Raw genomic sequence first — 21,219 nt, 5'->3', positions numbered from 1 at the left:
ATGAAAAAACTAATAACATACCAGATTGATTCTTTTACCAAAGAAAAATTTAAAGGAAATCCTGCAGGAGTTGTAGTAAATGCCAATGGTTTGAATGATTACGAAATGCAGCAAATTGCGAGAGAATTAAACAACTCGGAAACGGCTTTTCTTTTTCCTCCAGATAGTAATGATTGCGATGGTGTAATACGATACTTTACGCCAAGTACCGAAGTTCCTATTTGCGGACACGCTACTATTGCTGCAATGTATGCCAAAGCTGTCGAAGAAAACTTAGATTCTTGTGTATTAAAATTCAAAACCAAGATTGGTACTCTTCCTTTTGAAATCATCAAAAATAATGGAGATTATCAAATTGTAATGACTCAGGGAAATTTTGAACTTAGCCCTACATTCGATAACAATATAAACAACAGAATGCTAACTGCATTAGGACTGGAAGAATCTGATTGGGATGAGAAATGCCCGATTCAAATAGCTTCTACAGGACATTCGAAAGTTATGATTGGTATTAAAAGCAGAGCAAAACTCAATACTTTAACTCCAAACTACAATGCTCTCGCCGACTTAAGTAAAGTGATTAATTGCAATGGGTATTTTGTCTTTACATTCGACTCTGATGATAAAGATATCTTGACTTACGGCAGAATGTTTGCCCCTGGAATTGGTATCAATGAAGACCCTGTTACTGGTAATGCAAATGGACCACTAGGAGGATATTTAATAGAAAACAAAATCGTTGATTTTACTGGCAATGAATTCGAATTTAACGGAAGACAAGGTGAAAAAATAGACCGCCTTGGTCTAATAAAAGTTAAAGTTAAGATTGAAAATAATAAACCATCATTGATTCAGATAAAAGGAGATGCTGTGGTAGTTTTTAGAACCGAAATTGAGATTTAAAATAAACTATATTAGTTAAAACCTTAAACTAAACAAACATGAAACAATACTTTTTAAGTATAATTATTTTAGTGCTTGCGGCTTCTTGTAATTCCAATAGTAACGAAACTAGCAATGACGCTAAGGTAATGGCAATGGAAATACCTCCTCCTCCTCCACCTTCTACGGGTTCTGATACTAATTATAAAGATAAAAAAGAAGTATCTGAAGACAAAAATACTGAACCAGAAACTATTAAGCCTGTAGTAAAAGAAAAAAAAATCATAAAAGACGGAACTGTTTCGGTTAAAACAAATGACATTGCTGCAAGCAAAAAAAACATTGATGAATTACTAAAAAAACTTAATGGCTATTATGAAACGGAGGATCTACAAAATAATGATCAGTCGATTTCATACGATTTAAAAATACGAGTTCCAGCCGATAACTTCGAAAAACTAATATCTAATATCGAAAATGGAAAAGATGAACTTACGAGCAAAAGCATACAAGCTAGGGATGTAACCGAAGAATTTGTTGATATTACAACTCGTTTGGCTAATAAAAGAGAATATTTAAAACGTTATAAAGAATTACTTTCCAAAGCTTCTACCGTAAAAGATATTCTTGCCATCGAGGAAAATATAAGAGTAATCGAAGAAGAAATAGAAAGTACAGAAGGACGCTTAAAATACCTTAGCGACCAAGTATCTTTTAGTACACTGAATTTAAATTTGTATAAAGAAAAAGAGTATATCTATAAAGCTCGAGAACAAGATAAATTTTCGGAAAGAATTAAAAATTCTATTAGCGAAGGATGGACTTCTATTGTTGATTTCCTATTGTGGTTATTTTCAATTTGGCCATTTATCATCCTAATAACTGGTATTATATACATCTTTAGAAAAATTCGTAGAAAACGTAAAAACCAAGCACAATAATAAGTGTAGATGAAAATTGTAGAAATTAGAAAAAGTGACCTAGATTCTCTAAGGAAGATATTCTTAGAAGAAAGGCAAACAACATTTTCGTGGGTAGATCCAGCTACATTTCATTTACATGATTTTGATACTGAAACCGAAGGTGAATATATTCTGGTTGCTATTCTCGATGATATTACAATTGGATTTATTTCTATTTGGATGCCCGATAACTTTATTCACCATTTATATGTAGATAAAAAATATCATGGCAAAGGCATAGGAACTCAGTTGCTAAAAGCCGCTCTCAGGAAAACTAATTTTCCCGTTACTTTAAAATGTCTAGAAAATAACATCCAAGCAGTAAATTTCTATAAAAGTAAAGGCTTCATCGAGAAAGGAAAAGGAGAATCTAAGCAAGGAACTTTTATTGTATTTGAGTTAGTAAAGAATCCAGAATAATAAGATTATAATTAATTTTAACACATAGTCTCAATCCCGAAGCACAATGTCATTAAGGTTAAGAAAAAAAACTGTAATACTGTGCCGAATAAATCTCTCGCAAAGTCGCCAAGCCGCCAAGTTTACACCTAAAATCTTTGCGCTTTTGCGACTTTGCGAGAAAATAATTAATTCTATTTTGCTTTAAAAACTTAATGCAAATCTAAAGGTTAAGAGAAAAATGATAAAAATATTTAAGATTTTTGACTAACGTCCCGAAGCGTCGGGATTGATTTCAGATGTATGAAACCTCAGAAAAATCGACAGTCTTATTATTTACAAACACTAAATATAAAATCTCTTAACCTTAATGACATTGTCCGAAGCGTCGGAACGGGAGAAAATCCATGTTTAATCCGTGTTTTCGCTATAGCGAATCCGCATCATCCGCGTTCCTTATAGACAATCTTTGTTGAGAATATAATTAACCATAATTAGCTCAAAAAGGCCTAACTTAATGACATTGGCTGCGGGAATATGTGTTAAGTTTTTTTCAAATCATCATCTTAAAACAAACTTCATGAAAAAGATATGTATCGTTGAGTTTCCTTCAAATTTGGGTTTAAAAGAACCTCAACCAGGAAAAGAACCTGGCGTAAAACTTTTACCAGATTGGTTAAAGAAACACAATTTGCATAACTTAATAAATCCAGAAAGTATTCTCAGGCTTGATTCTCCTGCATACAGCAGCAAAAAAGATCCAGAAACTAAAATTCTCAACGCAAATTCTTTAGCAGATTATGCGATAAAACAAGCTGAATTAATACATAACCTAATCACAACAGATAAATTTCCATTTGTAATTGGTGGAGATTGCAGCATTCTTTTGGGCGCAGCAATTGCCTTAAAACAAAACGGGAATTATGGTTTGTTTTACCTAGACGGACATACCGATTTTATAGATATTTCTTTGTCGGAAACTGGTGGTGTTGGCGGCATGGCCGCTTCTATAGTAACTGGCAACGGACATAAAAAGTTAACCAATATCTTAAATCTTTCGCCTTATATAAAAGAAGAAAACCTTTGGTGTGTGGGTAATCGCGAATACGATGACGAATATGAAAATGAAATTCGTAAATCGGAAGCCACATATATTAGCCTGGATTTATTAAGAAAACGAGGTATTGCAAATTGCATTCAATCGTTTCTTTTAGAAATTGAAAATAAAAATCTAGATGGATTTTGGCTCCATATCGATGTTGATGTTTTAAATGATTTGATAATGCCTTGCGTAGATAGCCGAACACCTGATGGTTTAACGTATCAGGAATTTAACGAACTTACTTCCCTCCTATTCCAAAGCAAAAAACTTACTGGATTTGAGATAACAATCCTAGATCCCGATTTAGATACTACGGGAGAATATACGGCAGCTTTTGTAGATAATCTTGCTGCGACTTTTAATTCTACATGGTCCAAATAATTCCTAAGATAATCATATTTAAAATAAAAATTATATTTTTGTAGTTATATTCTGACTCAAATGGTTTTCTAACTAATTGGTTCTATTTTTAACAATTAAAAACAAAAATAATGAAAACAAGTATTTTAACTTTAGTAGTTGCAGTACTTTCTTTAGTAAGCTGTAAAAACAATGACAATCCAAAAACTGTAACTACAAATACAGATAGTAATTTGGCTCCTCTTGAAAAATTAGTAACAGGAAATCAAAGATTTTTGAATGAGAAATCAATTCATCCACACCAAAACAAAAAATCTGTTCTTGAAAATCAGGATGGACAAAAACCATTTGCTGTTATCATAACCTGTTCTGATAGTAGAGTTTCTCCCGAAATTGTATTTGATCAAGGTATTGGCGATTTATTTGTGATTAGAAATGCTGGCAATCTAATTTCTGATATTGATATGGGAAGTATAGAATATGCTGTAGAACACTTGGATACAAAATTAATTGTCGTTTTAGGGCATACAGAATGTGGCGCCATAAAAGCATACATTAACGATAAAGATGGTGAATATAAAAAACACTTTAACCATATAGATGATATCGTAGAAATGATAGCAAAAGAAAATGAAGAAATAGAAGCTGATAAAATAACTCCTAAGGCAACTAATTATCTGGGAGCAATTAATGCCAACATTAAGCATTCGACAAAACTCATCCAGGAAAACAAAATCATAAAAGAACACAAAACACAAGTTGTGTCTATGCAATATGATGTTCATACGGGAAAAATAATACAATTGTAGTAATACTAAAAAAAACACTTGCAAAACGTAATAAAAAACTTATATATTTGTTTCTTTATCAAAGCTTAATTATAAAGAAACCATGAAAAAAATAACCAGCATTCTTCTGCTTCTAGCCTTTAATATTTGTTTCTCTCAATTCGGAATTATAAATGACCCTGATGGTTATGTTAATGTTAGAAATTCTGCGGGAAAATCGAACAAAATAATTGACAAATTAGATAATGGAGCAATCCTTTATAATTATGAACCAGATGGTAACTGGGTTAATATTGACTACAAAAAAGGTAAAGAAAACTTAAACGGATATGTCTATAAAGACCGAATAATCGATTTAACAAACTTCACAAAAATACCTGTTAGAGAAAATAAAAATGGAGTTATAAAACTCGAAAACAACAATATTAAGGTAGTGATCACCGAAATTGCATTTAGCCCAAAAAACCACAAACTAAAATATAATAGTGAAAGTCCAACTTTATTAGAAACTATTGATGATCAGGTTATATTTGGAACTGATGGAAATATTCCTAAAAGAAAGTACAAATCAATTGAAATAGAAGTTGATAAAATTTTAATAAACGTACCCGAAAATGCTTTAAAAAATGCATTTGAACCTAATCTGGAACAAACTATGGTCAACTACGATTCTGTAAATGACATATTGTATATACAATCTACCAATGGTGATGGCGCTGGTGGCTACGTGATATTATGGGTAATCGAGAAAAAGAAATTCAAAACCAGAGCTGAAGCCCGTCCTTTCTAAAAATCATAGAGCATTATAAAATTAAAAGTCCATGAAATACTTATTTTATATACTAATCCCTCTCATCATTTCGTGTCAAAATAGAGCAGAAACCAAACAAGAAGATAGTAAAAAGAATAAAAACCTGATATACTTTAATTCTCATTTCATGGCAGACTTAGGCGATGATGAATGGTATAAACTACAACCTAAAATGGACTCACCTATTAAAGCGCAGTATCTGGATGATGTTATTTATGTCACAAAATATATTGATGTAAATGCATGCGGAACCTATGTGGGAGATATAGAGATAAAGAATGATACTATTTACTTAATTCATAGATTAGTATCTGATGAAATCTGCGCTACGACCTCGATAAATAAGGTAATCTATATTATAAAAAATCCAAATCAAAAAAAGTACAAAATGATTATTCGCTATGAATAATTAAAAAAAACATTACAATTCTTACTTTTAATTATTACTTTTAGTTGTAAAACAATTACGAATGTAAATAATATTAACTCCTGTTTTTATTTTTAAATAAAAAATTACCGCTATGAAATATAAAAAATATTTAATTTGGAGTTTATTGTTTATCATGTTTTACGTATTGTTCGTTTCTTCTTTTCTTATGAACGCATGGGGATATATTTCTGATAAGAATTACCATTTACCAAAAGAATCAAACTTACTTATTTTTAATGCTACCACCATGCAAAGCCCTACTAGTGATATTTGGGTATATGGCGAAGACTACAATAACTATTATTACAATGCTGGTTTAAAAACCGAAGATATTATTACGATATCCAAAGAAGATATGAAAAGCTGTCCAAACTTTAATCCATTAAATGTTAGTACTTGGTGTGGAGCAGAAAATCCTCATAAATAAAATATAGATTAAAAAAAACAATTAAGCATTCCCCATAAAATGACAATAGACCAAATTATTGATGATCAAATGTTGGCTTTCAACAATAGAGACATCAAAAAAATGATGCCCTTATGTAGTGATGAAATTAAAATTTTTAATCACGCTGATAATACCATAACTATTGATGGCATAAATGAGTGTGAAAAAATGTTTATTACATTATTCGATAATTCACCAAATCTTTACGCTGAGATAATTAAAACTATAAATTTTGATAATAAAGTAATTGTTCACGAATACGTATGTGGACGAAATGGAAGCGATGAAAAAACGGAACAAGTAGTTATTTTTGAAGTAAATAATCAAAAAATAACACGAATGGATTTGATAAGAAAATAGATCTTATAAATTTTCAAAACAATAAACACCATTCACAAAATTAACGATGAAAACATTGCAGAATGAAATAATAATTGAGGTGCTAAATGCTATGGATGAATTTGAAACTATAGCAGAGCAACTAATTAATAAAGTTATCTCCGAAACAAAGCAACCTGAAATTGAAGCAATAAAAAAAGGTGATTATTTCGAAATTGAAAATGCCGATTTTATAAACGAAGAAGAAATATTATCCGATAATTGGCTTTATGATGTTCATGGAGAACATTGCATGTTTGAAAATAAAATAACTGGACAAACTCTGGAAGTTTCTCTTGGTCATAAAGAGCATATTGCAAATCTAGATCCTTATTTTTTCTATAATTTCCTTAAAACAACCAAGCATTTTACACATCTTACCAAACATTTTGAAAGTCCTTTTAAAGATATGTTAGATTTATTTGAAGATCTTGAACAAAGAAAATTACTAAAACATATTTATAGAATTGAATATAGAAAAATATAAATAGTTCCTCTTATTTGCATTCAATAATCACAAACTCAAAGTATAGGATGATTATTAATTTATTTTCATAATTTCGTTTAATAAGGCAACTCCTTTTTAAAACCCAAATATTATGAAATTAGATTTTACTGAATTTCCAAAACTCGAAACTCAAAGATTAGTTTTGAGGAATCTCGAAAATCAAGATTTCGAACTCATTCATAAATTGCATTCTGATCCAATTGTAAACGCATTTGTAGGCAGAGATAATTCCTCTAGTTTAGAAAAAGCAAAAGCATACATAATCAGAATGGATAATCTGATTGCCAAAAACGAATGCATTTATTGGGTAATCACAACAAAAGAAAGCAATGATTTAATAGGTTCTGTTTGTCTTTGGAATTTTGACACTGAGAACAAAATTGTCGAGATTGGTTACGAAATGTTATCGCAATACCAAGGAAAAGGTTTTATGACAGAAGCATTAAAAGAAGTTGTAAAACATGCTTTTGAAGAAATAAACTCAGCAATAATAACCGCTTTTCCTTCTTCTGACAATGTTAATTCAGTCTCCATTTTAAAGAAACTTAATTTTCAATACGAAGACAAACCTTATAATAATACCCATCTAAATATAGAGAATTTGGTAACTTATACATTGAGAAAAGCATAAACAAAAACCTTAGCTGCAAAAAAAAAATACCACACATGAAACAAAATAAATACGACGACGAATCCTTTTTTGATAATTATAGCAAAATGCCTCGTTCTGCCGAAGGATTAAATGCTGCTGGCGAATGGTATATTTTACGCAAAATGTTTCCTGAATTTAAAGATAAAAATGTTCTTGATCTAGGATGTGGATATGGATGGCATTGTATTTATGCCAAAGAACAAGGCGCAAAAAAGGTTGTTGGTATCGATTTGTCCCAAAAAATGATTAAAAAAGCCAAAGAGAATTCGAAAGACTTAGTTATAGATTACAGACAAATGGCAATTGAAGATATCGATTTTAAATCCGAAGAATTTGATGTTGTGATTAGTTCACTAGCATTTCATTATGTAAAAAATCTAAAAGACATTTTTGATAAAATCAATACGTATCTAAAAAAAGGCGGAAGCTTTATTTTTTCAATGGAACATCCTGCTTTTACCTCTCGACCAGAACAAGATTGGTTTACCGACTCAAGCAGAAATCGCTTGCACTGGCCAATAGATAATTATCAGGATGAAGGTATAAGACACACACATTTTTTAGGTCATGAAGTAATTAAATACCATCGAACTTTTGAGACTATTGTAAACACATTAATCAATGCTAACTTTACAATTAAACAAATATCTGAACCTAAACCTTCTGAGGAAATAGTAGAGAAATATCCTGAAATGATTGACGAAGCCAGAAGACCAATTTTCATCTTGATATCAGCAGTTAAGAATTAAACTTAATACTTAAACCAAGTAATTGTCTGAATAGTAGAATATAGACATTATGATTTTTTGTAACAAAAAAATTCATATTACGTCATATAAAAAAATCATCAATCATGACAATCAAAACAATCAACCGTTATTTATTACTGCTATTCTTTCTAGCATCGCTCTCATTATCAGCTCAGGTTGATAAAAACTCCGATTTATACAAAACCATCATTTCCAGAGATAGTTTGCTCTTTAAAGTTGGGTTTAATACTTGCGACATCAGACAATTTGAAACTTTATTAACCGAAGATTTTGAGTTTTTTCATGACGAAGACAGTATATCTAATAAAAAGAAATTCATTTATAACCTTCGTAACGGATTATGTGCTTCTACTAAGACATATCAGTTAAGAAGAGATTTAATTACAGGAAGTACCGAGATTTACCCACTATATAAAGACAAAGTACTCTATGGAGCAATACAAATCGGAATCCATAAATTTTACAGAATAACTCCTGACAAAAAAGAAACTCCAGGAAGTAGCGCTCGATTTACCCATTTATGGCTACTACAAAAAGATACTTGGAGACTAGCTCGCGCTCTTAGTTACGATCATGATAATACTACAACTACTGCTAATAAAACTGCTATTTTTGACAATGACACCGAAATTGAAAAATGGCTTAAAGAAAACAATGTTCCAACTCTTGGATTAGGAATCATCAATGATGGAAAACTACAACAGATTAAAGTTTTTGGCGAACTAAAAAAAGGAGTCACAGCACCATACAATACCATTTTTAATGTTGCATCACTTACCAAACCAATCACTGCGATGGTAACCCTAAAATTGGTTAGTTTAGGCAAATGGGATCTGGATGAACCTCTTTATAAATACTGGATTGATCCAGATATTGCAAATGATCCCAAAACAAAAAAAATTACAACAAGACAAGTTTTAAGCCATCAAACTGGTTTTCCTAATTGGCGCTGGAACAGTCCTGATAAAAAACTACACTTTGAGTCTGAGCCAGGAACAAAATACCAATACTCTGGTGAAGGGTTTGAATATCTTAGAAAAGCATTAGAAAAAAAGTTTAATAAAACCCTGGATCAATTAGCAAAGGAATTACTATTTACTCCGTTGCAAATGAACGATACCAATTATATCTGGGACAAAAAAATTGATGAATCCTGCTTTGCAATTGGATATGATCCGAAAGGAAATGCATACGAAACAGAGAAGAGAAAAACTGCCAATGCTGCCGATGATGTATTAACAACTATCGAAGATTATGGAAAATTTTTGATTAGTGTTATGAATGGTGACGGATTATCTAAAAAAGTTTTTGATGATATGAGAACAAACCAAGTAGAAATGAAACCCAAAGAATATTATGGCTTAGGTTTCGTTATTTACGATTTAGGAAATGGAGAAATAGCATTGTCTCATGGTGGTGCAGACCAAGGAGTACAAACAATCTTTTTTATTCTCCCAAAAATAAAACAAGGAATACTAATTTTTACCAATGTCGATGATGGTTATAAAGTATATGAAAAACTACTTTTCCATTATTTGGGAGATAACGGAAGAAAAATATTCGAAATTGAAACCAAAAATTAACCCGAAACTAAAACCATGAACACTATCAATCAAGACAACCAAATTAGATGTCCAAAATGTCATTCGAACCAAATATATGTAGATAAAAAAGGCTTTAGCGGAAAAAAAGCGTGTTGCGGAGCAATTCTGGCTGGACCTTTAGGACTCTTATGTGGCACTCATAAATCGAATAAAGTTAGAATGACTTGTTTAAATTGTAAACGTACCTGGTAAATGAAACTAGATGATTTTACTTTAGGTTGCCACGGAATCCCCGAGAGGTGTTATAAAATTAATGACAAGCACATGCCTTTTTGCGCAAGATGTTTGGGTGCAAGCATCGGACATATTTTTTGTGCTATTTGTTACTTTTTTTATTTCCTCCCTCCTTTTTACTTTTCGATAATTGGTTTAACATTAATGCTTGCAGATTGGTATTTCCAAAATTCATTGCACAAATACCATAGCAACTTTATGAGACTTTTGACAGGTACAATAGGAGGTTTTTCGATGGGAATAATCATTTGGAAAACGGTTGATTTTATACTAAAAATGATTTAGAAAAAACAGCTCCTTTGCTTATCTTTATTGATAATTTCAATCTTATCATTGACCTAAGCATCACTATTTTTTTAGCTATAAAAACAAAAACTATGTTGAACCATTTAAATCACAATGAATCCTTTTGGGAAGCTTCGAAAGATTTTTTTTACTCTGAGAAATTAAAATCAAAAACGGTATTACTGAGCGAAGGAGAAATTTCTAAAAAAATGTTTTATGTAGAAAAAGGATGTCTACGAGTTTGGTTCAATAGCAACGGAAAAGAAATCACCTTTCAGTTTTTCTTTGAAGGACAAATGGTTTCCTCATTTGAAAGTTTTTGGACAGGACAACCCAGTTTATATAGCATCGAAACCATAGAAGATAGCATAATTCATACTATAAAAAGAAGTGATTTTCAAGAAGTCCTCGATAGCAACCCGAGTACAAAAAAAGATTTTGAAAATTATATTTACAAACGTCTCGGTAACTATGTGAAACTTTTTCTTTCCCGAATTGCAGACAAACCCGAACAACGGTATAAGGAATTATTAAAAACCAATCCTGAAATTTTACAGCGTATTCCTCAACATTATATTGCCTCTTATTTAGGAATATCGGCAGTATCGCTAAGCAGAATTAGGAATAGGCGTTAATACATTAATTAACAATTGTTATCGTTGGACTATTTTTAAATGAAGAATTTTGTCATTCACATTTAAAAATAAAACAATGAAACCAGAAGATATTTTAAAAGAAAACGAAAATTTTGTAACGATACAAGGACAAGAAATCCGCAAAGGTTCCATAGGTGCATTTATGGAAAATTGCAAAATTATTAATCAAAACAATCAAAATTCAGAAGAATACAAAACAGCAATTCAAGATATAAAAGTGCAAGCACATTTGTTGAAAAAAATTGGCTTATTTGATATATTTGAATTAAAATCCTCGAGATTAAAAGAAATAATTGAACTAAATTAAAGAATGCCTCTTCTTTATAATTGAGGTATTCTGTTATCTAAAAAAATAATGGCTGTACCTCAAAATAAAACCGAACTTTTAAAAGAGATTGAAATAACATATGTAAAACTTCGAGAGGATTTAAAAACAATTCCTATTGAACTTACAGCAAAGGAAACACTCGAAGGACATTCTAAAAATACCATGATGAGCGTGAATAATTTAGTTTCATACCTAATAGGTTGGGGTGAATTAGTCCTAAAATGGCATCATAAAAAGAATAATAACGAAGTTGTAGATTTTCCAGAAACAGGCTATAAATGGAACGAGTTAGGCAAACTTGCGCAGAAGTTCTATGCCGATTATCAGGATTTAGATTTTATTGCACTACAAGAAAAACTAGATGCAACAGTAAATAAGTTACAAATCCTGATAGAAAGCCACAACAATGAAACTCTTTATGAGCAAGCATGGTATAAAAAATGGACAATGGGAAGAATGATACAATTTAATACCTCATCACCATATAAAAATGCCCGAGCACGAATAAGAAAATGGAAAAAAGAAAATAACCTGAAATAAAGAGCGCAATGCATCATCCCAATCCGTATCACACAGTTGAAACCGTGTGCTATGATAAAAATAAATAAAACCTTCTCCCATTGCTAATGCGAGCGCAATGTCATTAAGTTAAGAAAAAACAGTTGCAATACTGTACGGTATAAATCTCACGCAAAGATGCAAAAGCGCAAAGGTTTGTCTTTTCGACGAAGGAGAAATCTCCTCGAGAAGCTCGACAAAGATTGGATTCCCGCTGCAGAGTTACTTACGGAGATTTCTCCTTCGTCGAAATAACAATATTGCGTTTAATCTTTGCTTCTTTAAAACAATTTGCTAGAAAAGAGCTTAACTTAATGACATTGAGCTCGCGTTAGCATTGGCTCGTCAACAGATTGCCAACAAAAATAACATGCTATAACATTGCCAACGGCTTTAACCGTTGGAACGCAATACATTATCGTAATCCGTATCACACGGTTGAAACCGTGGGCTATAATAAAAATAGGATATATTTTTTGTTTTTTTTGATGTACATCAATGTTTTCCCTTTCTTATTTAAACAATTTTGTTCCTTCAAAAATTTAATAATTAATTAAAAATGAACAAAAAGTATTTTAAATACACCAACACTTTATTTGTTATTACTCCTATAGCTCTCATTATGGCGTTTGTGGGTTTTATGCGCAATTATAGCTTTGGAGAAGATTTGTCCTTCAAATTCCTAAAAGCTTGGGGCGTCATAATTCCTGTTGCCTATAGTACCGCTTTTATAATTATTCCAAATGCTAGAAAGCTAGCACAAAAAACAACATCAAAATGATTACCGAAATAGAAAACGAAAACCCATTAGTATTATTTGGTACAACTAGTCAAGAACGCGTTGAAAATGCAATTAATGAACTTAGGCTCGGAAAAGGAATTTTACTACTAGATGACAAAGACCGTGAGAACGAAGGCGATTTAGTTTATTCAGCCCAGCATATGTCAGTCGAAGATATGGCATTGATGATACGCGAATGTAGCGGAATTGTATGCCTTTGCCTCACTAACGAGAAAGCCGATGAATTAGAATTACCTTATATGGTAAAAGAAAACACCAGTCTTTTTCAGACTCCGTTTACTGTAACTATAGAAGCAAAAGAAGGAGTTACAACAGGGCTTTCGGCATCAGATAGGATTCAAACCATAAGAACCGCATCTGCAGAAAATGCAAAATCTTCTGACTTAGTAAAACCTGGACATATTTTTCCGCTAAGAGCAAATGATAACGGTGTACTACAGCGCAACGGACATACCGAAGGAAGTGTCGATTTAATGAAACTGTCAGGTTTAAAACCTGAAGCTGTATTATGCGAATTAATGAATCCTAACGGAACGATGGCAAGATTACCCGAGATTTTATCATTTGCCCAAAAGCATCAATTGGTAGTTTTAACAATAGCAGATATTGTACATTATCGTAAATTTGTTAAAGATTTTATTTAAAACATGAAAGAGCAATTAATCGAATATATAAAAGAGGTATCAACGGTTACAGACGAAGAACTGGAGAAAATAATCAGTTACTTTAATCCTATAGAAGTCGAGAAAAATGAGCTCTTGGTTTTCCCAGGGCAAACCACCCAACGAATGTATTTTATTTGCAATGGTTGCTTGCGCATATTTTTTATAACCGAAGAAGGGCAAGAAGCAACACGATACTTAGGATTCGAAAGTAATTTTGTAACCGCCTTATCTAGCTTTGTGCTAAATGAACCTTCTTTAGAATTTGTTCAGGCATTAGAGCCAACGGAATTACTTTATATTTCGCGTCAGGATTTTTATCATTTGTTGGAAATCATACCTAATTGGGGAAGTTTTTACAGGCATTATATGGAAATGGCTTATGTAACAAATACCAAAAGACTCATGTCGTTCTTAACCCAAAATGCGACCGAAAGATACAAGCAATTACTAGACACCAGCCCTAAAATCACACAACGTTTGTCTAACAAGATTGTATCTTCCTTTCTTAACGTTTCGCAAGAAACACTAAGCAGGCTAAAATCTAAATCTTAAAGATTATTCAATTCTCAAAATACAAAAAGGCAATACTAGATTCTGGTAATTGCCTTTTTTTTGTTTAAAAGCACACCTATATTTTTCATAACTTCGTTTACAATTGCAAAAGCAATCAAACGTGCATGAATCAAGATAGTATACATATATCAAATAATAAAGCCATTAGCCTGCAAATGGTCGAAATTCCTCAAGGTCAGATTACATTGAGAGACGATAGGATTAAACATATCTGGACCGCAAATATTCAGCCTTTCTTAATGGCAAAATACCTTGTAACACAAGATTTATATTTAGAAATCACGCAGGATTCTCCAAGTACTTTTAAAGGAAATAAAAAACCAGTTGAAACTGTATCTTGGAAAGAAGCTATCGTTTTTTGTAATTTACTTTCAGAGAATTCAGGACTTACCCCTTGCTACTCTTGGAATAATAACAGCGAAGAAATACTTTTTGATAGCAAAGCAAATGGCTACCGACTTCCTACCGAAGCCGAATGGGAATATGCATGTAAAGCCGGAACTACAGGCATAAGATACGGCGAGATTGATACAATTGCATGGTATAAAGAAAACGCTGAGAAAACGACACAAGATGTCGGAACAAAAGAACCCAACGCATATGGTCTTTATGATATGCTGGGAAATGTATGGGAATGGTGTTCGGATATATACGATGAAACCGTTTATGGTTCCTACCGTACTATTCGCGGTGGTGGCTGGTATGATGATGAAAGAGGTTGTATGGCTACAAATCGCAGACGCAGCCATCCTAAATCGTTTAAAATTGATGATTTAGGCTTTCGATTAGCTCGAAATTTATAATAAGTGAAAAATGATAAAACTAGAAAAATTCGATAATACCGATTTTGAAAGATTAATAAAATGGGCAGATAATGAAGAAATGTTAGTTCAATTTTCAGGTCCAATTTTTAAATTTCCATTAACAACTGAGCAGTTAGATGATTATCTAAAAGAAGAAAATAGAATTCCTTTTAAAGTAATTGATACCGAATCCAAAGAAGCACTTGGACATGCCGAAATATATCAATCCGAAGATAATTTGGCGAAACTTTGCCGAATACTTATTGGTGATGCAAAATATAGAGGAAAAGGAATTGGAGAAAAAATAGTTAATCTTCTTGTACAATATTCTTTTGAAGAATTAAATGTAGAGAAAGTAGAACTTAATGTCTACGACTGGAATAAACAGGCAATAAAATGTTATGAGAAATCGGGGTTTGTCATAAATCCAGACAAAATAAGCGAAATCATAGTCCAGGAAGAAGTTTGGATCTCACTCAATATGATAGTTACTAAAGACAATTGGAAAATAAATTAAAAAGAGAATAATCTTTTTACATCATTTCTGTAACAGAATACATTTTAATCGTCTATTAACTAAATCATAGAATATAAATTAACCATTTATTAAAAAAACCAACCAAATGAAACATTACATAGTAACAATACTAACTTTTTTAACCACATTAACCGCTTTTGGACAAGATATTACAGGACAATGGAATGGTCTTTTAAATGTTCAGGGAACACAATTAAGATTAGTTTTTAATATTAATAAATCCGACACTGGTTTTAAATCCACAATGGACAGTCCTGATCAAGGTGCAAAAGATATTCCGGTAACTACAACAACTTTTGAGAACTCAACTTTAAAACTTACTGTTGAGAATGCTAAAATCGAATATGAAGGCATACTTGGCAAAGACAATAAAATAGTCGGTACTTTTAAACAAGCTGGTCATGCATTTCCTATGAATTTATCGAGAGAAAAAATTGAAAAAGAAAAACTAGTACGACCGCAAGAACCAACTAAACCATATCCATATTATTCTGAAGATGTAACTTTTAAGAATGAAAAAGCAGGAATAACTCTGGCAGGAACACTGACTCTACCTAAAAAAGAAGGTGTTTTTCCTGTTGTTATTTTAATAAGCGGAAGTGGCCCACAAAACCGTGATGAAGAATTAGCAGGACACAAACCTTTCTTAGTATTATCGGACTTTTTGACCAAAAACGGAATTGCGGTTTTACGATATGATGATAGAGGAACAGCACAATCTACAGGTAACTTTAAAAATTCAACTTCTTTAGATTTTGCTACAGATGCTCTGGCTGCAGTAAACTATTTGCAAACCAGAAAAGAAATTAACAAACAAAAAATTGGTTTAATCGGTCATAGCGAGGGAGGATTAATTGCTCCAATTGTAGCTACAAACTCTAAGAATGTCAATTTTATTGTATTACTGGCTGGTCCCGGACTTCCTGGAAACCAATTACTTTTATTACAACAAAAATTAATTGCAGAAGCAGCCGGAATGAGTGAAGCTGATATTCAGAAAGCACAAGAAATAAACAAAACAGCTTTTAATATTATTGCTAAATCTAAAGGCCCAGAACAATTAAAAACCGATATAACGGCTTACATAACCCAAGTTTCTAAAAATGACCCCAATAAACCCACAGGAATGACTGAGGCTGAATATATCAAAATGCAAACAGATAAGATTCTAACTCCTTGGATGGTAACTTTCCTTACCTTTAATCCTGTGCCAACATTAGAGAGGGTAAAATGTCCTGTTTTAGCACTTAATGGAGCCAAAGATTTACAAGTTGCACCAAAAGAAAATCTAACCGCCATAAAAGAAGCCATCTTAAAAGGAGGAAATAAAAATGTAACAACCAAAGAATTACCAAATCTGAATCATTTATTTCAGGAATGCAAAACTGGTTTACCTCAAGAATATGCAACTATAGAACAAACATTTGCACCAACAGCTCTAAACGAAATTCTGGATTGGGTAAAAACACAAACGAAATAATTTTTAGATGAAAAATAAATCAGCAGCACAAAATAGCAAACGAAAAATATTCATTAACGGCAATGTTTGCAACAGTCGTGAAGATTTCTGGAATGCCTACGCAAAAGAAATCGACTCAGAATCGGCTAAACATTTTGGGAAAAACTTAGATGCATTTAATGATGCTATTTCGGCTGCTGGTCCGGGATATCCCGGAGAATGTATTATAGAAATAACAGGAACAGAAAATTTAAATAAAATATTTGGTACAGAAAATTTTCAATACATAATCGAATTACTTACAAAGGCGGACTTTGTAGATTTAATTACTCAGGAAAACTAATTACCGATTACATAATACATTTTACAATTAAACAAATGAATAGAATTACCGTTTTTTGTGGGTCAAGCTTTGGAAACAAAAAAGAATACGAAACTCAAGCTTTTAAACTTGGACAAACAATGTCCGAAAACAATATCGATTTAGTTTATGGCGGAGCCAAAGTTGGACTTATGGGTGCAGTTGCAGATGGAGTTTTAAATAAAAACGGAAAAGTAATTGGTGTTTTACCAGACTTCTTAATGAAGAAAGAAATTGCACACGATAATTTAACCGAATTAATTATTGTAAAAAGCATGCATGAAAGAAAAACCAAAATGAACGAATTAAGCGATGGCGTAATTGCTTTGCCAGGCGGATTTGGAACTCTTGAAGAGTTTTTTGAGATGCTTACCTGGGCTCAACTTGGTCTTCATAAAAAACCAATCGGGATTTTAAATATTGGTGGTTTTTACGATTTGTTATTAGAGTTTATACTAAAAATGGTAAATGAAGGTTTTTTAAAAGAGATAAACCAACAAATGATACTCGTAAGTACAGATTCAGAGGATTTGCTCCTTAAAATGAAAAATTACGTGGCTCCAGAAGTTGGTAAATGGATTAAAAAAGGAAATGAATAAATCATTTAAAAATCAAAAAACATGCCTGTAGATAATTTAAATTTAGAAATTCCGAAATTGATTTTTAATGCACACGGAGAATTAATAATCCTACCTTCCCCTACTTCATCCAAAGATGATTTTGATTTTTTTCAGGGAAAATCTAATATTATAAATAAAAAACTAAAATACCGATTTTCGAATTGTACTGAATGGATTGAATTTCCATCAACACAGGAAATGTACAAGATTCTTCAGGGAATTGGTAATATCGATAATTTTCTGGCTGAATTTGATGGTGTTCCTTTTGAAGGAATGACGGTACGATTATTTAATCCCGAAACAAAACTATGGAGTATTTATTGGTCCGACTCTAATACCGGAGTTTTAGATAAACCCGTAATTGGTTCATTCGAAAAAAAAGTAGGTCATTTCTTTTCAAGAGATATTTATGAAGGAAAAAAAGTAATTCAACTATTTCGTTGGGATGCCAGAGACAAAAACAATCCTATTTGGAGTCAGGCAATGTCTGCTGATAACGGAGAAACCTGGGAATGGAATTGGTATATGTATATGACCAAAGTGAAATAATTTAGATACTTTTCATCTAGTAAAAAAAGCTATATTACTGTAGTAAAACAAGATAGATTTTTTAATTGAATTATGATAAATATTAAAATGGAATTAATTAATACTATTGAGATTTTACCTTCAGAATACTCGAATAATGATTATAAAAGCCCTAATACTAGTTTTTTAGAAAGTAAACTTGAATGGTATAATTATTGGAAAAAATGTATCAGTGATAGTAAGTTAACGGAATTAGAACCCATAGAAAAAGGTAGTTTCTTCGTTGATTTAAATACTTTAAATGATAATGAGTTAAAAGTAATTTTACTAAAAACACTTATAGAAATTGATTTCGAAAATATTGATGATGAAATCTCACATCTTTATGGTGGAATTGTATTAAAATTAAATGACCAAATAATTATCCAGCCTAATTGTTGTTGCGACATTGGAAATTTATCCGAATGGTTAAAAATTTTAATTTCAAAAGAAGATGAATGGCACCAACTATGGATTGGACATCCTTGGGTATTTTTTAAAACAGTTGATGATTTAATTTATTTTTCAGATTATACTGAAAAAAATAATGGTCAAAATCTAGATGAGAAATTCTCTATCCCTAAAGGTTTATTGGAGAAAAATTTAAAAAAAATAAAACAAGAACAAGAAGAATTCAGAACAAGAATAGAAAGAAATCTCATAGAATTAAATATTCAGCAACCAAAAGAAATTGCTGATTTACTAGCAAGCTTAAGATAAAAGAAATAATTTAAAAAGAACACCACTTAAATTAAATATGAAAAACAAATCAAATCCAGTTGTCTATTTTGAGATTCCTGTAACCGATATAGAAAGAGCCATACAATTTTACACAGCAGTATTCAATTTCGCCTTTGAGCGAGATATTATACATGATAACGAAATGGCTTTTTTCCCTCTTACCGAAGGCAATAACGGAATTTCGGGAGCCTTGGCAAAAGGAGAAATATACAACCCAACGATAAACGGTACACTTATTTATTTTAATACAGAGGATATCGAGGAAACTTTAAATCTTGCATTGCAAAATGGTGCCGAAGTTTTATTTCCAATAACATCAAATGGTGAATATGGTTCTGTAGCAGAATTTAAAGACTGCGAAGGAAATAGGATTGCATTACATATGGCTAATAAATAATATAACAACTTATACAAAACAATACTTTAACAATAAAAATGGAAGGATTAAAAGAGAATGAAGTGCCTACGCAAAAAATTTATAAAGACCGAGCTATCTGGGTTGGAACATTTTTAGGAGGACCACTTGCAGCTGGATATTTGATAGCTGAGAATTTTAAGGCATTTAATGACACAAAAAAAGCAAAAACAACATGGATAATAGCTATTATAGCCACAATAGCAATATTTGGTGGCGCTTTTTTAATTCCTGAAGATGTAAAAGTCCCAAATCAGATAATCCCTTTAATATATACTGGAATAGCTTTTTATTTCGTACAACATTTTCAGGGACAAAAAATAAATGAACATATAAATTCTGGTGGTTCATTTTTTGGTTGGTGGCGAACAATTGGAATCAGCTTTATTGCCCTTTTAATCACATTTAGTGTTATTATATGTGTAGTGTTATTTACAGAAAATGAACAATTTGATGGAATAACAAAAGAATATGGCGTTATGAAAAACGAAATTGTTTATCAAGATAATATACCCGTAACAGAAGTAGACAAACTAGCAGAAGGCTTTGAAAAAAATGCATTTTTTGAAAATACAACTAAAAAATATGTGTATATAAAAAAGAGTAATTCTACTTATGAAGTTTCTATTCCATGTAATCAAACTATTGAAGACATCCCTGAATCACAAATTCCTTTTGTCCTATTAAGAAATGAAATACAAAAAGAATTCCCTAATAACAAAATCGTTTTAAATTTAGTAGTTGATAATCTTGATAATGTTGTAAAACGAATCGAATAATAATTATCGTACTCACTGAATTTAAAGACTGCGAAGGAAACAGGATTGCATTGCATATGACTAATAAATAATTATGTAATTATAGAATTGATTTAACACATAGAAACACAGATTTTATGTGCAAAAAAGGATACAAAAAGAAATACATTTCTCTCACATAGTAACTAGTTGAGATAATACATTTGAAGGTAGAGATACGCCGCAGTGCATCTAACGAGATATAGTTACTATGCGGTTGTATGTAAAGTGAAACGTCTATTTTTGAGAGTGCTAAATCTATGTTTCTATGTGTTAAAATAATTGCGCTCAACGGGTTAATAAAATAAAAACAATCCATTAAAATGTCTGGAGAAAAAGATTTAAAGAAATTACTCAAAAGCATGAAACCCAAACACAATGTTGGTGATTATGTTTTTTGCACTGTAGAAAGTCTTGAGAACATAGCAATCAAAGATATTGTAATGTCATTTACAGAAAGCGAAGGCATTACTTTAATCTTAAAAAAAGAAATTGCCGATGAACTTAAACTAAGTTATTCGGTTGTAATGTCGTGGATAACACTAACTGTACATTCATCATTAGAAGCTGTGGGTTTAACTGCCGCTTTCGCGAAAGCGTTATCAGACAATAACATTAGTTGCAATGTTGTAGCTGCATTTTATCACGACCATATCTTTGTAAATAAAAAAGATACAGACAATGCCATTACTATTTTAAATAAATTTTCTGAATAGAATTAAT

At 31.6% G+C, this 21,219-nt stretch carries 31 protein-coding genes; all 31 read left to right on the top strand.

Annotated elements, in window-relative coordinates; genetic code table 11:
- Nucleotides 1-903, top strand: coding sequence for a PhzF family isomerase (locus ACJ6WR_RS18425; protein ID WP_409416079.1), 903 nt, complete (start codon nt 1-3; stop codon nt 901-903).
- Nucleotides 904-941: 38 nt separating this feature from the next.
- Nucleotides 942-1,823 carry a DUF4349 domain-containing protein gene (locus ACJ6WR_RS18420; RefSeq protein WP_409416078.1) on the top strand — a complete coding sequence of 294 codons (882 nt, stop codon included), beginning with the start codon at nt 942-944 and terminating at the stop codon, nt 1,821-1,823.
- A 9-nt stretch (nt 1,824-1,832) separates the two neighbouring features.
- A complete protein-coding gene (locus tag ACJ6WR_RS18415; protein ID WP_409416077.1) occupies nt 1,833-2,264 on the top strand; it encodes a GNAT family N-acetyltransferase in 432 nt (143 codons plus the stop codon).
- A 559-nt stretch (nt 2,265-2,823) separates the two neighbouring features.
- On the top strand, nt 2,824-3,726 hold the full coding sequence (locus ACJ6WR_RS18410; protein WP_409416076.1) for an arginase family protein: 903 nt from the start codon (nt 2,824-2,826) through the stop codon (nt 3,724-3,726).
- A 110-nt stretch (nt 3,727-3,836) separates the two neighbouring features.
- Nucleotides 3,837-4,514, top strand: coding sequence for a carbonic anhydrase (locus ACJ6WR_RS18405; protein ID WP_409416075.1), 678 nt, complete (start codon nt 3,837-3,839; stop codon nt 4,512-4,514).
- Nucleotides 4,515-4,596: 82 nt separating this feature from the next.
- Nucleotides 4,597-5,283 carry a hypothetical protein gene (locus ACJ6WR_RS18400; protein ID WP_409416074.1) on the top strand — a complete coding sequence of 229 codons (687 nt, stop codon included), beginning with the start codon at nt 4,597-4,599 and terminating at the stop codon, nt 5,281-5,283.
- A 31-nt stretch (nt 5,284-5,314) separates the two neighbouring features.
- Nucleotides 5,315-5,713 (top strand): hypothetical protein, encoded by a 399-nt coding sequence (locus ACJ6WR_RS18395; RefSeq protein WP_039118195.1) that lies wholly within the window; start codon nt 5,315-5,317, stop codon nt 5,711-5,713.
- A 112-nt stretch (nt 5,714-5,825) separates the two neighbouring features.
- Complete coding sequence (locus tag ACJ6WR_RS18390; RefSeq protein ID WP_409416073.1) at nt 5,826-6,161, top strand: hypothetical protein; 336 nt, start codon at nt 5,826-5,828, stop codon at nt 6,159-6,161.
- Between the two features lie 39 nt (nt 6,162-6,200).
- Nucleotides 6,201-6,542 carry a nuclear transport factor 2 family protein gene (locus ACJ6WR_RS18385; protein WP_409416072.1) on the top strand — a complete coding sequence of 114 codons (342 nt, stop codon included), beginning with the start codon at nt 6,201-6,203 and terminating at the stop codon, nt 6,540-6,542.
- Nucleotides 6,543-6,588: 46 nt separating this feature from the next.
- On the top strand, nt 6,589-7,047 hold the full coding sequence (locus tag ACJ6WR_RS18380; protein WP_409416071.1) for a DUF6896 domain-containing protein: 459 nt from the start codon (nt 6,589-6,591) through the stop codon (nt 7,045-7,047).
- A 112-nt stretch (nt 7,048-7,159) separates the two neighbouring features.
- Entirely contained in the window at nt 7,160-7,699 is a 540-nt protein-coding gene (locus tag ACJ6WR_RS18375) for a GNAT family N-acetyltransferase (RefSeq protein ID WP_052250013.1), read from the top strand.
- Nucleotides 7,700-7,734: 35 nt separating this feature from the next.
- On the top strand, nt 7,735-8,469 hold the full coding sequence (locus ACJ6WR_RS18370; RefSeq protein ID WP_409416070.1) for a class I SAM-dependent methyltransferase: 735 nt from the start codon (nt 7,735-7,737) through the stop codon (nt 8,467-8,469).
- Nucleotides 8,470-8,573: 104 nt separating this feature from the next.
- Nucleotides 8,574-10,073, top strand: coding sequence for a serine hydrolase (locus ACJ6WR_RS18365; RefSeq protein ID WP_409416069.1), 1,500 nt, complete (start codon nt 8,574-8,576; stop codon nt 10,071-10,073).
- A gap of 15 nt (nt 10,074-10,088) precedes the next feature.
- Entirely contained in the window at nt 10,089-10,286 is a 198-nt protein-coding gene (locus ACJ6WR_RS18360) for a hypothetical protein (RefSeq protein ID WP_323490823.1), read from the top strand.
- A complete protein-coding gene (locus ACJ6WR_RS18355) occupies nt 10,287-10,613 on the top strand; it encodes a DUF2085 domain-containing protein (protein ID WP_409416068.1) in 327 nt (108 codons plus the stop codon).
- A gap of 92 nt (nt 10,614-10,705) precedes the next feature.
- Nucleotides 10,706-11,248: a Crp/Fnr family transcriptional regulator gene (locus tag ACJ6WR_RS18350; protein ID WP_039112897.1), complete on the top strand. Its 543-nt coding sequence runs from the start codon at nt 10,706-10,708 to the stop codon at nt 11,246-11,248.
- Between the two features lie 76 nt (nt 11,249-11,324).
- On the top strand, nt 11,325-11,576 hold the full coding sequence (locus tag ACJ6WR_RS18345; protein ID WP_039112898.1) for a hypothetical protein: 252 nt from the start codon (nt 11,325-11,327) through the stop codon (nt 11,574-11,576).
- Between the two features lie 48 nt (nt 11,577-11,624).
- The gene (locus ACJ6WR_RS18340; protein WP_409416067.1) at nt 11,625-12,137 is read left to right on the top strand and encodes a ClbS/DfsB family four-helix bundle protein; all 513 of its coding nucleotides are present in this window, start codon (nt 11,625-11,627) and stop codon (nt 12,135-12,137) included.
- A 577-nt stretch (nt 12,138-12,714) separates the two neighbouring features.
- Nucleotides 12,715-12,936 (top strand): DUF2798 domain-containing protein, encoded by a 222-nt coding sequence (locus ACJ6WR_RS18335; RefSeq protein ID WP_409416066.1) that lies wholly within the window; start codon nt 12,715-12,717, stop codon nt 12,934-12,936.
- Entirely contained in the window at nt 12,933-13,601 is a 669-nt protein-coding gene (ribB, locus tag ACJ6WR_RS18330) for a 3,4-dihydroxy-2-butanone-4-phosphate synthase (RefSeq protein ID WP_409416065.1), read from the top strand. Before ACJ6WR_RS18335 ends, ribB begins: the two co-directional genes overlap by 4 nt.
- Nucleotides 13,602-13,604: 3 nt before the next feature.
- The gene (locus ACJ6WR_RS18325) at nt 13,605-14,174 is read left to right on the top strand and encodes a Crp/Fnr family transcriptional regulator (protein ID WP_409416064.1); all 570 of its coding nucleotides are present in this window, start codon (nt 13,605-13,607) and stop codon (nt 14,172-14,174) included.
- Between the two features lie 125 nt (nt 14,175-14,299).
- Complete coding sequence (locus ACJ6WR_RS18320) at nt 14,300-14,998, top strand: formylglycine-generating enzyme family protein (protein WP_409416063.1); 699 nt, start codon at nt 14,300-14,302, stop codon at nt 14,996-14,998.
- Between the two features lie 10 nt (nt 14,999-15,008).
- A complete protein-coding gene (locus ACJ6WR_RS18315; RefSeq protein WP_409416062.1) occupies nt 15,009-15,515 on the top strand; it encodes a GNAT family N-acetyltransferase in 507 nt (168 codons plus the stop codon).
- A gap of 106 nt (nt 15,516-15,621) precedes the next feature.
- Complete coding sequence (locus tag ACJ6WR_RS18310; protein ID WP_409416061.1) at nt 15,622-17,016, top strand: alpha/beta hydrolase family protein; 1,395 nt, start codon at nt 15,622-15,624, stop codon at nt 17,014-17,016.
- 7 nt (nt 17,017-17,023) lie between these two features.
- On the top strand, nt 17,024-17,338 hold the full coding sequence (locus tag ACJ6WR_RS18305; RefSeq protein WP_409416060.1) for a barstar family protein: 315 nt from the start codon (nt 17,024-17,026) through the stop codon (nt 17,336-17,338).
- A gap of 35 nt (nt 17,339-17,373) precedes the next feature.
- Complete coding sequence (locus ACJ6WR_RS18300; RefSeq protein ID WP_323490832.1) at nt 17,374-17,955, top strand: TIGR00730 family Rossman fold protein; 582 nt, start codon at nt 17,374-17,376, stop codon at nt 17,953-17,955.
- A 21-nt stretch (nt 17,956-17,976) separates the two neighbouring features.
- A complete protein-coding gene (locus ACJ6WR_RS18295; protein ID WP_086894007.1) occupies nt 17,977-18,525 on the top strand; it encodes a hypothetical protein in 549 nt (182 codons plus the stop codon).
- A gap of 87 nt (nt 18,526-18,612) precedes the next feature.
- Complete coding sequence (locus ACJ6WR_RS18290; RefSeq protein WP_409416059.1) at nt 18,613-19,263, top strand: hypothetical protein; 651 nt, start codon at nt 18,613-18,615, stop codon at nt 19,261-19,263.
- A gap of 37 nt (nt 19,264-19,300) precedes the next feature.
- A complete protein-coding gene (locus tag ACJ6WR_RS18285) occupies nt 19,301-19,681 on the top strand; it encodes a VOC family protein (protein ID WP_409416058.1) in 381 nt (126 codons plus the stop codon).
- 38 nt (nt 19,682-19,719) lie between these two features.
- On the top strand, nt 19,720-20,478 hold the full coding sequence (locus ACJ6WR_RS18280; RefSeq protein ID WP_409416057.1) for a hypothetical protein: 759 nt from the start codon (nt 19,720-19,722) through the stop codon (nt 20,476-20,478).
- Between the two features lie 341 nt (nt 20,479-20,819).
- Nucleotides 20,820-21,212, top strand: coding sequence for an ACT domain-containing protein (locus ACJ6WR_RS18275; protein WP_409416056.1), 393 nt, complete (start codon nt 20,820-20,822; stop codon nt 21,210-21,212).
- Nucleotides 21,213-21,219: the final 7 nt, after the last annotated feature.

Source organism: Flavobacterium sp. PS2 (genome assembly GCF_046250155.1).
GTDB lineage: Bacteria > Bacteroidota > Bacteroidia > Flavobacteriales > Flavobacteriaceae > Flavobacterium.
Note: the sequence above shows the minus strand (reverse complement) of the source record. Positions and strands in the feature narration are given on the sequence as shown.